Below are 12,981 nucleotides of genomic sequence, written 5' to 3' on the forward strand. Positions count from 1 at the left end.
TGGTAGCTAGCGGTTGGCCTTTTTGTTGAACAAGAAATACAGCCCCAACCCGGCCGCGGCGGCCACGGCCACGTCGCGCGCAGCTTGGGCTTCGCTGTTGGCCAGCAGCCAGGCGCATAGCCCCACGCACACGGCCGCCACGCCTGTCCCGCCCCGCACCCGAAACGGCGCCGGGACGGCCGGATGGCGCCGCCGCAGCACCGGCAGCGCGGCGCAGGTAAGGGCGAAGTAAGACAGCCGAATGATGGTGCTGAGCGTGAGGGCGTAGATAAAGGTGCCCGAAATGGCCAACGCCAGCTTCAGCACCGCCGACACCAGCAGGGCCACGTAGGGCGTGCGAAAGCGCGGGTGGGCGGCGCCAAAGAAAGCCGGAATCTGCCCCTGCTCGGCCAGGGCAAACAACAAGCGCGGCCCCGTGAGCATCAGCGCATTGAGCGTGCCCAAGGCCGTGAGCATGGCCGCCGCGGCAATGAACGCCCCGCCCGCCGGCCCCAAAAACCGCTCGGTGGCCTGCGCCAAGGGCCGCTCGGCCGTGGCCAGGCCCGGCAGGGTGCCGATGCACACTGCCTGCACCAGCAGAAACAGCACCGCCACCGTGGCGATGGCCGTGAACAGCGCAAACGGCACGTTGCGCTGCGGCTGTTGAATCTCGCCCGCCGGAATGGCCGCCACGTCGAACCCCGAAAAGGTGAAAATGAGCAGCAGCACGGCGCCCGAAAAGCTGGAATAGCCAGGCAGCACGGCAAACGAAAACGCCTGCCAATCCACAAAAAACAAGCCCACGGCCGTGAAACCTCCCAGTATCAATATCTTGCTGATGGTAAACAGGTTGTTGACCACCGAAGCGGTGCGCACGCCGATGAGGTTCAGCAGGGTGAGTACCATGATTAGGCTTGCCATGAGGGCGGCGCGGCCCGCTCCGGCACCGGCTGCCGGCCAGAAATAGGCCGCGTAATCCACGAACAGATTGCAGAGCGCCGCGAAACTGGCCAGGCGTGAAACCCACAGTAGCCAGCCCACTTCAAAGCCGACCAATGGCCCAAACGCCTCCCGGGCGTACAGATACGGCCCACCCGCGCCGCTAAACCGGCTGCTGACCTCGGCAAAGCACAAGATAATCAGGGCCACGATGGCCGCGCTGGCCACGTAAGCTACCAGGCTGTAGGCGCCCACCAACGCATAAATCTTGGCCGGCAGCCCCAAAATGCCGGCCCCGATGGTGATGTTGACGATGAGGGCCACAAAGTCCCAGCGGCGAATGCCGCGGACAAGCTCAGGCCGGGAAACAGCCGCAGGGGCGGGATGCATGCGAAACGAGAAAAACTGTTGAAAACAGGCCACAAACGGGCCTCACTGCACCAAATCAGGCAAGAGCGAGGCAACAACAACAAGGGCGGTTTGCAAGCAGCTTCACGAGCAGCAACGAGACGTAAGGGGAAGCGAAAATGGCCAGCAGGCCATAGAGGCCGCGCGCAGGCGGCGAATTGGGCGCAAATATAGCCCGCGGCGCCAACGGTGGCTGGCTCGGTGGTTTCAGCGCGAAAGCTTGCTGCGCGGGCACTTGGCGAGGCTTATTGCCGACAGAGTTGCGCTTGCCCGGTGCGCACTGCCTAGGTGTAGCCCAACCGTATGAACATCAGTATCCAAGAAACCCGTTCGGCTGAATCCTGACGCCTACGCCACGCGCCGGGCCGTGCTGGCGGGCAGCCACTTGCTGCACCGGCACACCGAGCAGGCGTGGCAGGGCGCGGGCGCCAGCTTCGCCACCTGGCCGCACTCGGTGCAGGCGTAGTCGCCGGGTTCGGCAATGAGGGTAAGGGGGGCGGCTAGCTGTTCGGGAATGATGGGCAGGCCGGGGCGCACTTCGTCGTCGGGGTAGAAGTAGGCACTGACCTGGCCAGTGGCCTCGATGTAGGCCAGCCGCACCTGGCCCAGGTGCTCCACCTGCAGCTGGCGTAGCTCGCCAAATAGCTCCTTGTGGGTCAGGTTCTGGTTGCGCAGGGCGCGGTCCACGATGGCGCCGTCGGCGATGAGCCGGACCGGCGTGCCCTCCAGCCAGTCGCTGAAGCGCGGGTAGTACTCGGTGAGGCGGTTGAACAGGATGTAGAGCAGCATCACCACCCCAAACACCACCGCAATGTGCGCCAGGGCCACGTCGTGGTAAAACATGGCGTCGCCCGCCGCCGAGCCCAGCGCCAAGATGATGCTCAGCTCAAACAGCGACAGCTGCCGCACCCCGCGCCGCCCCGTGATGCGCAAGGCGGCCAGCGTGAGCAGGTAGGTGAACACGCAGCGAAAGGCCACTTCAAACAGAAACGCCGGCGGCGCATCGGCCGACCACAGCAGGCGCTGCCAGTCGAAGGGCGTGATGGTTTCGGCAAGCAGGGGCATGGGCAACAGCAGCGAATAGTGTCACAGACACTTACTCACTTCGTGGCAATTTGTTCCCATACCTGGTAGCCGTGAGGGGGGAGGGTTGCCGTGCGGTTTTGTTGGGAAACCGAAGGCGCGCGGCCGTCGAACACAGCCGCGTAGTGCCAGCCCAGCGAATCGGGCGTGGCTGGCAACGTCACCCGTTGCGGCGTGTTACTCAAATTCACGGCTACCACAATGCCTTCCAGCTCTTGGCGCCGCTCGAACAAAACGGTGGAAGCCGGGCTGGGCAGCAGCCGGAAGCGAGAGGCCGCGTCGAAATTGCGCAGGGCCGGGTGCCGCTTCTTGAGTTGCAGCAGCGTGGTGTAGAAGCCCTGCAGCGGGTAGCCATTCCACGGAATGGTGTCTTTGTCGAAGAACCGCAGGCGCTTTTTCAGGGCCGCTTCCTGGCCGTTGTAGAGCATCGGAATGCCGGGCCAAAGCATGGCGAGCACCGCCTCGGGCAGGGCGTTGGGGCCGAGGCGCTCGTACTCTCTGCCGTCCCAGGCGTTGATGTCGTGGGTGCTGGTGAAGGTCATCAGGTTCACGCCGGGCGGGTAGGTGCGGCGCTCGGCGGCCCAGTAGCGGGCCAGTTCGGCGGTGGGTTTCTGGCCGCGGCCCACGCTGTCGAGCAGGCCGTGCAGGCTGAGGGCGTAGGTGGCGTCGAAGGCTTGTTCGAGCAGGCGCGTAGTGGGGTCAAACTCTTTCCGCGAAATGAACGTGGGCGGAAACAGCTCGTCCCATTCGGCCAGCATAAAGACCGGTTTGGTTTTCTCCAGCTCGCGCCGCGTGTCGTTCCAAAAATCGGTGGGCACCAGCCCGGCCACGTCGCAGCGAAAGCCGTCGAGGTCGGCGGTTTTCACCCAGTAGGCCATGCTTTCGGTCATGTAGCGGCGCAGGGCGGGCTGGCGGTAGTCGAGGTCGATGACGTCCTGCCAGTCGGCCACCGGCGGGCGGAAGTTGCCCTTGGCGTCGCGGGTGTACCACTCGGGGTGCTCGGTGGTGAGGTTGCTGTCCCAGGCCGTGTGGTTGGCCACCCAATCGAGAATGACGTGCAAGCCCAGCTGGTGCGCCGTGCCCACAAAATGCCGCAGGTCGGCCAGCGTGCCCAGGTCGGGGTTCACGGCGCGGTAGTCGCGCACGGAGTAAGCGCTGCCCAGCGTGCCCTTGCGGTGGCTCTGGCCGATGGGATTGATGGGCATGAGCCACACAATGCCCACCCCCATGCGTTGCAGGCGCGGCAGGTGCGCCTCAGCTGCCCGGAAGGTGCCTTCGGGGGTGAACTGGCGCACATTTATCTGGTAAAGGCTGGCCGTGGCGGCCCAGGCCGGGTGCCGCACGCGGAACGCCGCTGCGTCGGGTACGGCCGCGGCCGGCGGGGCCGCGGCTTGTTGTTTGGTGCCCGCGCCGGGGCCCGACTGGCAGGCCCCGAGCGCAACCAGCAGCCCCGCCAGGGCGCCCCAGGCGCGGAAAGCAATGGGAATTCTCATGCCGCAAAGTAAGACAAACCGGGAAAGCCCACCGGGCTGCATCTTTGCGGCAGCCGGTTGGCGCTGAGGCCTATGCAAGTCCCGATTTCCTTCATGACGGTGGCGCTGTTTGCCGTCATCGCGCAAGCGTGCTTTGCGGCCGGGTTGCTGGCCGCCTCGCCGTTCAATCGGGTGTCGAACCGTTTCCTGGCCCTGCTCATGGGGGCCATTGCGCTGTGGGTGCTCGATGGGTTCTTGCGCGTGGCGGGCCTGTACGGGCAAAACGCCAACCTGTATTTCTCGCCCATCTACTACTCGCTGGCGTTTGGGCCGCTGCTGTATTTCTACGTGCGCAGCCTCGTCAACCACGGCTTTCGGTGGCGGGCCGGCTACTGGCTGCACTTTGGGCCGGTGCTGTTGCAGGCGGCGCTGTATTGGTGGCTGCGCTTCCAGCCCTACGCCGTGCGCAACGACTTTTGGCAGCACGTGCACCGCCCCGTCACCTACCGGCTCGAATTCATCGGCACCTGGGTTTCGCTCATGGTGTACCTGTTCCTGAGCCTGCGCCGGCTGCGGCACTACAGCCACTGGCTGGAAGACAACTTTTCCGAGGTGTCGCGCCTGCGCCTGCGCTGGCTGCTGGTGCTGCTGGGCGTGGTGAGCGGGCAGTGGCTGGTGGAGCTGGTGCTGCGCGAGTTTTTCGGCCTGTACTACCGCTACGATTATTCCACCGAGCTGCTGGGCGTGGTCGTGTTTGTGATTGGCATAGTGGGACTGCGGCAGGCCGACATGCGCGCCGTGCACTTCGCGCCCGAGGAACATCCGGAGCAAGTGCCGGCCGAAACCAGCCCGGTCGAGCCGCTGCCAGTGGCCGCCGAGCCCGCCGCAACCGACCCCGCGCAAACCATCCAAACGGCCAGCCCGCCTGCGGCGCCCGACCCGCGCATCATGGAGCGCATTCGCCGGGCGCTGGTCGACGACAAGCTCTACCAAAACCCCACGCTCACCCTGGCCGAGCTTTCGGCCCATACCGGCCTGCCGGCGCGCCTCATTTCCTTCACCGTGAACGCCGGCTTCGGCCGCTCCTTCAACGACTTGGTGAACGGCTACCGCGTGGCCGAAGTGCAGCGCCGCCTGGCCGCGCCCGATGCCCGGCGCTACACCCTGCTCGGCATTGCTTTCGAGAGCGGCTTTAACTCGAAGACGACGTTCAACCGCATCTTCAAGCAGATGACCGGCCGGTCCCCGCGCGAGTACCAGGCCGAAGCCTGAGGAGGCGCCCAACCCCGGTAAAACGGCCCATATCTGGTATCGGGACGTGCCATATCCGGATGTGGGGCGATGCCGGGTGAGGCAGCGGGCCACCTTTGGGTCGTACTGCAAACGCCCCGCTCATGTCCCGTTTCCTGCTGCTATCCCTCGGCGCGCTGGCCCTGTGCCCCGCCCCGGCCATCGCTCAAATCGCCCCGCCTTCGGCCTGGACCGACCGCAGCCGCGCCCTGCCCGACGAGCTGCGCCGCCTGCCGGTGGGCCTCGCGCTGTGGCACACGCCCAACCCCGTTTGCCCCGAGCCCAACCCCGCCGTGCCCGGCGGCTACGTCTGGAAACACAGCACCTGCGTGCGCGCCGACGAAGCCGACCTCAAGGTGGTGAGTTGCGGCAGCTACATCTGGTACAGCGCCGCCGGTTGGCAAACCAACCTGCGCGAAACGCCCGCCGAATTCGCCGAGCTTTTCAACTGCCCCGGCGGCAAGCTGAAAAAGGGCGTCACCTACACTTTCGTCCGCAACTACCGCTACGCCGCCAGCGCCCGGCAGCTCTACGGCGGCGATGCGCTGTGGTTCATCATCGCGAAGGACGCGCAAGGACGCCTTTACAAGGGCTATGGGCTCATCGAAACCGAGGCCGACCCGTGCCCGACGAAATAGCGCCGAGGCGCCCTCATTCTGATGTCGAAAATCAGCACAACGTGCTCTGTATCACAATTAATCCAGCTTGTTTTTGTATGAAAAGCCTGTTCATTCTCGCCGTTTTTCTTTTTCTAAGTGCCGCGTGTCCGGCCAGCACTGCTTATCGCCTCGACCCGGGTACCCTCACCTGGACTGGCCACGCTGAGGCCGGTAGCTGGGCGCCGCAAGGCACCGTCCGGGTGCGTGAGGGCCGCGTGGAGGCCGACGGCCACGCCGTGCGCGCGGCCCGCGTGGTGGTCGATATGACGACCATAACCCACGAACAAGCCCAGCTCGCCGAACACCTTCGCGGCCCCGACTTTTTTGACGCGGCCAGGTTTCCCACGGCGGTGTTTGAGCTCACGAGCTTCAAGGAGGGCCGGGCCAGCGGCACGCTCACGCTAAAAGGCATCACCAAGCCGGTGGCGTTTCCCGTGACGGTGGAGCCCGCGCCGGGCGGCCTGCGCCTGCGCGGCACGGCCACGCTCGACCGCACCCAGTTCGGTGTGAATTATAATTCCACCTCCTTCTTCCAAAACCTGGGTAGCTACGCCATTCGCAACGATTTTCAGGTCACGTTCGACCTGCTGGCCCGCTAGTTGGCCACCGGCCGCCAAACGGCCGGCCGCGCCGCCCGTACATTCCAGCGCGGCCCACCCACGGGGCTGATTCAAGCGCCTACCCATGACCAACGCTTCGTATTGGATGCCGGCGAACCGGCGTTGGCGCGGGCACACCCGCTGGGTGCTGATTGGAGCGCTGCTGGCCTGGGCCACCTTTGGCGCCCTGGCCTGGGCGGTGCTAACCACTGGGTACCTGTGCTTTGATGAGCCGCTGCTCTGGTTCTGGCACCGCCATGCCACGGCCGCGCTCGACGCCTTGGCCGTGTTTCTGACCATTGTGGGCAACACCGGGCCCATGGTGGGGGCCGGGGTGCTGGGGCTGCTGGCGCTGCTGCGGCGTCGCCACTGGCGCGCCGCCGGCGAGTGGGCGCTGGCGGTGGGTGGGTCCATGGTGCTCACGCAGCTTATCAAGGCGGTGGTGGCCCGGCCGCGGCCCGCGCTGTGGGCCAGCATTCGGCCCGAAACCACCCTCAGCTTTCCCAGCGGGCACGCCATGGACACGGCCGCGCTGGCCACGGCGCTGGGCCTGCTGCTGTGGCAGGCCCGGGCCCACTGGTGGGTGCAGGGACTGGCGCCGCTGTTTGCGCTGGCCGTGGGCTGGGCCCGCGTGTACCTGGGCGTGCACAACCCCTCCGACGTGCTGGCCGGCTGGAGCAGCGCCGTGGGCTGGGTGCTGCTGGTGCACCTGCTGCTGAGCCGGCGCCGAACCGACTTAAACGGCTCTATCTTGGCCGAATGAAAGCATTCCTGTTTTTGCTGGTGCTCACGCTGGCCGCTTGCTCCAAAGACGCGTCCAAGCCGACGCCTGCGCCGGCTACGTCCATCACCTACACCGATGCGGCGGGCAAAACCTCGACCCTGACCAGCTACAACGTGTCGCTCGTCACGCCGCCCCCTTCCTCCTCGGGGCAGGAGCGGCGCATGCTGGTGCTGCGCGCGGGCCTGCCCGATGGCTCGACCCTGGAGCTGCTGTATTACTACGTGGGCAAGGGGTTGCCCAGCAGCACCGGTCCGGTGCCACTCGATGTTCCTGTACAGGCCTGCAACTATCCCGCCGGCGGCACCTCCAACGGTGGGCCGTTTTACAACGGCCCCACCACCACGGGTGCGCTCACCGTCGACAATCTGATGCCCAATTTCTGCAGCGGCAGCTTTGCCGGGCCCATGGCCATGGGTGGGGCCAACGTGCGGCTGGTGTTTCAGCGGCTGCCGTTCTAGCGCCGGGGGCGAGTCGGGGTTAAGTGGGCGTGGCCGGATTGCGGGCCTCGTACCACACGCAGCGCACGCCTTCTTCCACAAATTTGTTGCCTTCGCGCAGCCCAATTTTGGCCAGAATGCGCCGGGAAGCCAGGTTTTCGGCGTCGGCGTAGCCACAGATTCGGGGCAGGCGCATGGCCTGGAAGCCGTGGTCGAGCCAGGCCTGGGCGGCTTCGTAGCCGTAACCCTGCCCCCAGAACTGCGGCCGAAATCGGTAGCCCAGGTCGTAGAAATCCTGCTGCCCGTTGATGGGGCCGTCCACCAGCTTTAGCCCCGCCCACCCCATGAATTCGCCGGTTTCGCGCAGCACCACGGCCCAGCGCCCGATGCCCTTGGCGGCGTATTGCGCCTCGATGAAGCGTATCATGTCCAGGCTTTCGGCCGGGTCCGTCAGCAGCCGGCCGCCAATGCCGCCCAGATAGCGGTGCACGGCCGGGTCGGAATCGAGCGCAAACATGCCGGCCGTGTCGGCGTCGGCGAGCGGGCGCAGGTGCAGGCGGGCGGTGTCGAAGGGCTGCATAAGCTTGCGGAGGCTAGGGGAATTGGTTAATGCGTTGGGTTATCGCCGAATAAGGATTTCAGTGTGGCTTCCAGGGTTGCGGCAGCGGCCGGGTTGCTGGGGTGCGGGGCATTGGCGTCGATGATGCGGCCGTCGGGGCCCACGAGCCAGCATTGGGGTACGCCTCGCTGCTCCCACAGCTGGCGCAGGGCGGGGTTGGCCAGCTGGCTCAGCAGCTGCGCCTGGTTGGGGGCCTCGGCCAGCCGGTCGGCCGCCACGGCCCGGCGCCAGGCCGCGGCATTGGCATCGATGGACAAGCTGACGAACACCAGTTGGGCAGCGTGCGGAGCCATCTGGGCCTGCAAGGCGCGCAAGGCTGGGGCATCGGCCCGGCATGGCTGGCACCAGCTCGCCCACACATCCAGGTACACGAGCTTGCCTTGAAAGTCGTTCCAACGCACGGGCCGGCCCGCCAGGTCCGTCATGGTAATTTCCGGTGCCGGCTGCCCCGGGCGGCTGCCGGCCAATAGGGCGGCGCGTCGGGCCACCGCCGCCGCCAGCTCCGGCTGGGGGCCCAGGGCCTGAAAATCGATTAGCCGGGAGCCGAAGTCGCCGGGGCTGCCGTGCCGCAGCATCTCATCCAGAATCTGGGCCAGCAGGTACTGGCGGGTGAGGCTGGTGGGCATTGCCCGCCGCACAGTGTCGTAGGCCCACGAAAACTGCCGGGGCACGAATGCGGGAAAAGGCAGTTGCTGCCGCCGCTCGCGCAGCAAATACGTGGCGTAGCTGCGCGCAAACGCCCGGTAGGCCACGTGCGCCAGCAGCGAATCCTGCGGCAGCGGCAACTCGGTCAGGAACCGATAGTATGCCTCGGGCATGCGCCGTACCACGCTGCCTTGCGGCCAGCTCCGGTATTCAAACCGATAAACCGACGCCAGCAGGGCGTGTCCCCAGTCGTAGCGGATGGCGGCTACTTCCTGGCGCCGCAAGGCCGGGGGCAGGGGATGCTGGCGGTCGGCGGCGCGCAGCACTGCTTCCGCACGTTGGCGGTAGCGGTCGGCCAGGGCACGCATCCGGGCGGGGTTGCGGGGCTCGGGCCGTCCCTCGGGTGCGTCGTAGAAATTGGTGGTGCGGGCCCGTTGCTGAGCGGCGCGGTAGAAATTAACGCTTGCGTGACGCCCCGCAAAGCGCAGGCTTGGGGCGAAGCGGCGGGCATCTACGGTCATCGTGAGGGTGTCGCCGGGGCTCAGCCACACGCCTGCGGAGTGGCGCACGCGGGTCGGACGGCCTAAGCCCCATCGAGCCGTCAGCGGCTGGAATAGGCTGTCGAGCACAAAATGAAACTCGCCTTGTGGGCCTAGCCGAACCTGTTGCAGCACGGGGGTGGCGTCGAGCGGGTTGCGCGGCCACGCCAGAAACACCACCGAATCGGTGGAGTGCAGCACACGGCCCTGCAGCACGGCCGGCGCCGTGGTTTGGGCCGCTACCGACCCGCTACCAAGCGACCACAAGCCCAAAAACAGCTTTTGCAGGAGGTTCATTGGCCGTCCGTTCATCAATTACCGCGTCACAATCAGGCGCTGGTGCTGGCCGGCCACTTCGGCCGTGTACACGCCCGGCGCGGCGTTGCGGGCGTCCCAGCGCAGGGCGTGGGGGCCGGGCTCGTCCGATAGCGCTTCCGTGAACACCAAGTGCCCCAGGCTGTCAAAAATATTGAGAAAAGCATCGGCGCGCACGGAGCTGATTTCCAGCTTGCGGTTGCGACGGTCGGGCTGAACGGTGGCGGAGCTGGTGCGCCGGTGGCGGGTGTAGTGCAGCGTGGTGCCGCCGGGCCCGAAGCTGCGGGCATCCGGCGCTTCCAGCGTCAGGGCGTCGGGCGCCGCATCGGGGGCGGTTGCGGTCAGGATTTTCAGGCCGCGCAGGCTCACGGCCACGCCGGCATTCATCAGGAAGTGCACTTCCAGCTCATGCTTCACCGGGTCGTAGGAGTAGCCTTCGGCGGGCACGGGTTTTTCGTCGAAGAAAATGGCCGTGGGCGGCGCGGCCACCCGCTGCACCAGCAGCCGCAGAAACCGAAACACCGGCTGGCCCGGGTATTCGCCGTTGCTGCTCAGTATCACATCGGTTTGCGTGGGCGTGCAGAAGCCGCGGGCCGTGAGGGTTTCGTACTGCCGCCGGGCCAGCGCCTGGGCCGAGTGCCCGTCATCGTCGTACATCGTAAACTCCGATTCCGACGCGCTGGGGTCGGGGTAGTAGCGCAGCAGCAGGGTGTCGGGGCGGTAGAGGGCGGTGCTGGGCCGGTAAGCCGTCATGGGCAGGAAGGCGCCGCCGCGCACCAGCAGAGGCGTGTGGGCCAGCGGGGCGGGCACGCCCACCACGCTACTGCCGGTGTACGTCTGGTTGGTGTAAAAATCAATCCAATTTCCGCTGGGCAGCAGCACGTTGCGCCGCCGCTGGCTGGGGTGGAGCACCGGGGCTACCAATAGGTTAGGCCCGAGCAGGTATTGGTCGTTAGCAAGTGCCAATGCCTTGGTGACCGGCGAGTCAAGTGGCGCACTTGTATCAATATCCCGGTAGAAATGCTCTTTTTTCGGCGATTTTTTCGGCTTTTCCCAGTCATTGGCGGCTGCTACCTCCACTAAATAATCGGCTTTTGATGGTGGCGGTGGCGGGACAACAGGATAACGATTGTTGAAATCCATGGCCCGCACCAGCGGCAGGCCGCGCGCCGTGTTTTGCCAGGCCAGCGTGTACAAATAGGGCAGCAACTGATACCGCAGCTGCACGGCGTTGCGCACGCTGCTCTTGTACGGGTCAGGGTAATAGTAGGGCTCCGGCGGCACGCCCGAGCCGTGGGGCCGCAGGATGGGGCAGAGGCTGGCCATTTGCAGCCAACGGGTGTACAGCTCCGGGTCGATGCCGCCCACGCAGAAGCCGCCCGCATCGGAGTGCATGTAGCCCACTCCCCCCTGGCCCATGCCCAGCATCACTGGAATCTGGGCCTGAAAACCGCTCCAGGAGCGATTGATGTCGCCCGACCACGGAAACACGCTGTTGCGCTGCATGCCCGCCCAGCCCGAGCGCGCCAGGTTGAACACCCGCTCGTCGGGAAAGTCTTTCGCGTAGCCTTCGGTGAAAATGCCGGCCCAGCTTTGCCCGAAGGCGTTGTGCACGGCGCGGGCCGGGCCGGGCGCGTGCCGCATGGCTTCGGGGTGGTTTTCGGGCTCGCCCAGGTCGCTCCACCAGCCGGCGGCGCCTTCCTGGTGCAGCTGTTTGTAGTAGCCCCACAGCCAGTCGCGGGTTTGGGGCTTGAACACGTCGAGCAGGCTGGCCGGCCCGGCCCAGAACGAGCCCACCGTGAACGGCTGGCCCGCCGCCGTGGTGCCCACCAGCCCCCGCGTGCGCACCGTGGAGTCGTTGCGCGAAGTCCGCATCACATAAGGCTCCGAAATCAGCACGGTCTTCACGCCCTGCTTATTCAGGCGGCTCATCATCCCGGCGGGGTCGGGGAAATTGCGGCGGTCCCAGGCCAGGTCGCCCTGCCGGGTGGTGCCGCCAAACCAGTACAGGTCCAGCACCAGCGCGTCGAGCGGGAAGTTTTCGCGGCGCATGCGGGCGGCCACGTTCTGCATCTCCGCGTCGCTTTGATAGCCAAAGCGGCTCTGGATGAGGCCCAACGCCCAGCGCGGCGGCAGCGGCTGCCGGCCCGTGAGGGCCGTGTAGCGTTCCAGGATTTCGGCCTGGTTGCGGCCGGTTATCACGAAGTAGGAGAGGGAGGTCAGTCCCTCGCCACCGTATTCCAGCACGTTTTTATCGGCCTTGCCCAAGTCGAGGTAGCCCGGCGCGTGGTTGTCGAAAAACAGCATGTAGCCCCGGCTGCTCAGCACCGTGGGCAGCGCGATGTTCAGGTTGGGTTCGTTGTTCTGCGAGCCGTAATGCGCTTGGTTGTAGAGCTCCAGCCGGTGGCCGCGTCGGTCCAGCGGTAGGGCGCGGGAGCCGGTGCCGTACAGTCGCTCGCCCGGCGCCAGGCGAAAGCGCACGGCCAGTCCGCTGGGTTCGGAGGCGGACGCCAAGCGCTGGAAAATGCTTGCCACCTCGCTATAAAGCATATCGGCGCCCTCTCGCCAAGTAATGTTGAGCGTGCTCTTATCCACCATGACCGTACCATGGTTGGTACGCAGATTCACAGCGCCAAGCGTAGCCGACGACGGGTTGGCCAGCAACATCTTATGCTTGCCATCCGGGGCATTAACCACTACCCCGTCGGGGCCGAACTCGCGTGAATTTTTCACGACTGCTGTAGAAGGCTCCGTTGTCTGGGCCTGGCCGGGTGCGAAATAGCTGACTTTTATGACACCGTAGTTCCATTCTTGTATCTGCCGAATGCTTCCATCGGTGGCGCGAATGGTCAGAATGCCTGATTCTCCATCAAATGAGTGCGACTTGTACCGCCCGCCCGGCACCGCCCGCGCCGGCACCATGCGCCGCCCAAACGGGTCCGCCGCTGGCCGGCCGTTGTCGGCGCGCTGGGCCTGCGCCGCCGGGCAAAGGGAAAACTGTAGCGCCAGCCACGCCGCCGCAGTAGAAGCCAAGTGTCGTACCTTCATGCGGTCAAATAACGCACAAGCTGGCAAACCCGCCACCATTGACAACCCGTTATCCCTGCTTTCCAAGGGTTCACGGGGCGGCCGCTTGCCGGCGGGGTGCGTGCTGCAAAATGTTCTGGTCTGCCCACAGAGCTGTTTCTCCGTGATAAGATTCATTCTTTTTGC

The 12,981-nt window shown here is 65.9% G+C and carries 11 protein-coding genes; 5 read left to right on the forward strand and 6 right to left on the reverse strand.

Annotated elements, in window-relative coordinates; all coding sequences use genetic code 11:
• Positions 1-6: 6 nt before the first annotated feature.
• The 3 genes from JAO73_RS14565 to JAO73_RS14575 form a co-directional block, all read right to left on the reverse strand.
• Complete coding sequence (locus JAO73_RS14565; protein ID WP_198977788.1) at positions 7-1,308, reverse strand: APC family permease; 1,302 nt, start codon at positions 1,306-1,308, stop codon at positions 7-9.
• A 366-nt stretch (positions 1,309-1,674) separates the two neighbouring features.
• Positions 1,675-2,391 carry a DUF421 domain-containing protein gene (locus tag JAO73_RS14570; protein WP_198977789.1) on the reverse strand — a complete coding sequence of 239 codons (717 nt, stop codon included), beginning with the start codon at positions 2,389-2,391 and terminating at the stop codon, positions 1,675-1,677.
• Positions 2,392-2,426: 35 nt separating this feature from the next.
• Complete coding sequence (locus JAO73_RS14575; protein ID WP_198977790.1) at positions 2,427-3,902, reverse strand: alpha-amylase family glycosyl hydrolase; 1,476 nt, start codon at positions 3,900-3,902, stop codon at positions 2,427-2,429.
• 72 nt (positions 3,903-3,974) lie between these two features.
• Between JAO73_RS14575 and JAO73_RS14580 the strand changes: the two genes are divergently transcribed.
• The 5 genes from JAO73_RS14580 to JAO73_RS14600 all read left to right on the forward strand — a co-directional run bounded on the left by JAO73_RS14580 (position 3,975) and on the right by JAO73_RS14600 (position 7,671).
• On the forward strand, positions 3,975-5,153 hold the full coding sequence (locus tag JAO73_RS14580; protein ID WP_198977791.1) for a helix-turn-helix domain-containing protein: 1,179 nt from the start codon (positions 3,975-3,977) through the stop codon (positions 5,151-5,153).
• 122 nt (positions 5,154-5,275) lie between these two features.
• A complete protein-coding gene (locus tag JAO73_RS14585; RefSeq protein ID WP_198977792.1) occupies positions 5,276-5,809 on the forward strand; it encodes a hypothetical protein in 534 nt (177 codons plus the stop codon).
• 77 nt (positions 5,810-5,886) lie between these two features.
• Positions 5,887-6,429 (forward strand): YceI family protein, encoded by a 543-nt coding sequence (locus tag JAO73_RS14590; RefSeq protein ID WP_198977793.1) that lies wholly within the window; start codon positions 5,887-5,889, stop codon positions 6,427-6,429.
• Positions 6,430-6,514: 85 nt separating this feature from the next.
• Positions 6,515-7,192 (forward strand): phosphatase PAP2 family protein, encoded by a 678-nt coding sequence (locus tag JAO73_RS14595; RefSeq protein WP_198977794.1) that lies wholly within the window; start codon positions 6,515-6,517, stop codon positions 7,190-7,192.
• A complete protein-coding gene (locus JAO73_RS14600; protein ID WP_198977795.1) occupies positions 7,189-7,671 on the forward strand; it encodes a hypothetical protein in 483 nt (160 codons plus the stop codon). The genes JAO73_RS14595 and JAO73_RS14600 overlap by 4 nt, the downstream gene beginning before the upstream one ends.
• Before the next feature lie 19 nt (positions 7,672-7,690).
• Here the strand turns inward: JAO73_RS14600 and JAO73_RS14605 are convergent, their stop codons facing one another.
• The 3 genes from JAO73_RS14605 to JAO73_RS14615 are packed head-to-tail and all read right to left on the reverse strand — an operon-like array spanning position 7,691 to position 12,972.
• Entirely contained in the window at positions 7,691-8,230 is a 540-nt protein-coding gene (locus tag JAO73_RS14605; protein WP_198977796.1) for a GNAT family N-acetyltransferase, read from the reverse strand.
• 26 nt (positions 8,231-8,256) lie between these two features.
• Entirely contained in the window at positions 8,257-9,750 is a 1,494-nt protein-coding gene (locus JAO73_RS14610) for a TlpA family protein disulfide reductase (RefSeq protein ID WP_198977797.1), read from the reverse strand.
• An 18-nt stretch (positions 9,751-9,768) separates the two neighbouring features.
• The gene (locus JAO73_RS14615) at positions 9,769-12,972 is read right to left on the reverse strand and encodes a TIM-barrel domain-containing protein (protein WP_410504993.1); all 3,204 of its coding nucleotides are present in this window, start codon (positions 12,970-12,972) and stop codon (positions 9,769-9,771) included.
• Positions 12,973-12,981: the final 9 nt, after the last annotated feature.

It is taken from the genome of Hymenobacter miniatus, from assembly GCF_016427455.1.
In the GTDB taxonomy this organism is placed as follows: Bacteria; Bacteroidota; Bacteroidia; order Cytophagales; family Hymenobacteraceae; genus Hymenobacter; species Hymenobacter armeniacus.

Excerpts from the sequence above, each read along its gene's own strand:
- JAO73_RS14615 (WP_410504993.1), bottom strand. The coding sequence starts at position 12,972 with ATGAATCTTATCACGGAGAAACAGCTCTGTGGGCAGACCAGAACATTT.
- JAO73_RS14610 (WP_198977797.1), bottom strand. The coding sequence starts at position 9,750 with ATGAACCTCCTGCAAAAGCTGTTTTTGGGCTTGTGGTCGCTTGGTAGC.
- JAO73_RS14580 (WP_198977791.1), top strand. The coding sequence starts at position 3,975 with ATGCAAGTCCCGATTTCCTTCATGACGGTGGCGCTGTTTGCCGTCATC.
- JAO73_RS14565 (WP_198977788.1), bottom strand. The coding sequence starts at position 1,308 with ATGCATCCCGCCCCTGCGGCTGTTTCCCGGCCTGAGCTTGTCCGCGGC.
- JAO73_RS14575 (WP_198977790.1), bottom strand. The coding sequence starts at position 3,902 with ATGAGAATTCCCATTGCTTTCCGCGCCTGGGGCGCCCTGGCGGGGCTG.
- JAO73_RS14600 (WP_198977795.1), top strand. The coding sequence starts at position 7,189 with ATGAAAGCATTCCTGTTTTTGCTGGTGCTCACGCTGGCCGCTTGCTCC.
- JAO73_RS14595 (WP_198977794.1), top strand. The coding sequence starts at position 6,515 with ATGACCAACGCTTCGTATTGGATGCCGGCGAACCGGCGTTGGCGCGGG.
- JAO73_RS14605 (WP_198977796.1), bottom strand. The coding sequence starts at position 8,230 with ATGCAGCCCTTCGACACCGCCCGCCTGCACCTGCGCCCGCTCGCCGAC.
- JAO73_RS14570 (WP_198977789.1), bottom strand. The coding sequence starts at position 2,391 with ATGCCCCTGCTTGCCGAAACCATCACGCCCTTCGACTGGCAGCGCCTG.
- JAO73_RS14590 (WP_198977793.1), top strand. The coding sequence starts at position 5,887 with ATGAAAAGCCTGTTCATTCTCGCCGTTTTTCTTTTTCTAAGTGCCGCG.
- JAO73_RS14585 (WP_198977792.1), top strand. The coding sequence starts at position 5,276 with ATGTCCCGTTTCCTGCTGCTATCCCTCGGCGCGCTGGCCCTGTGCCCC.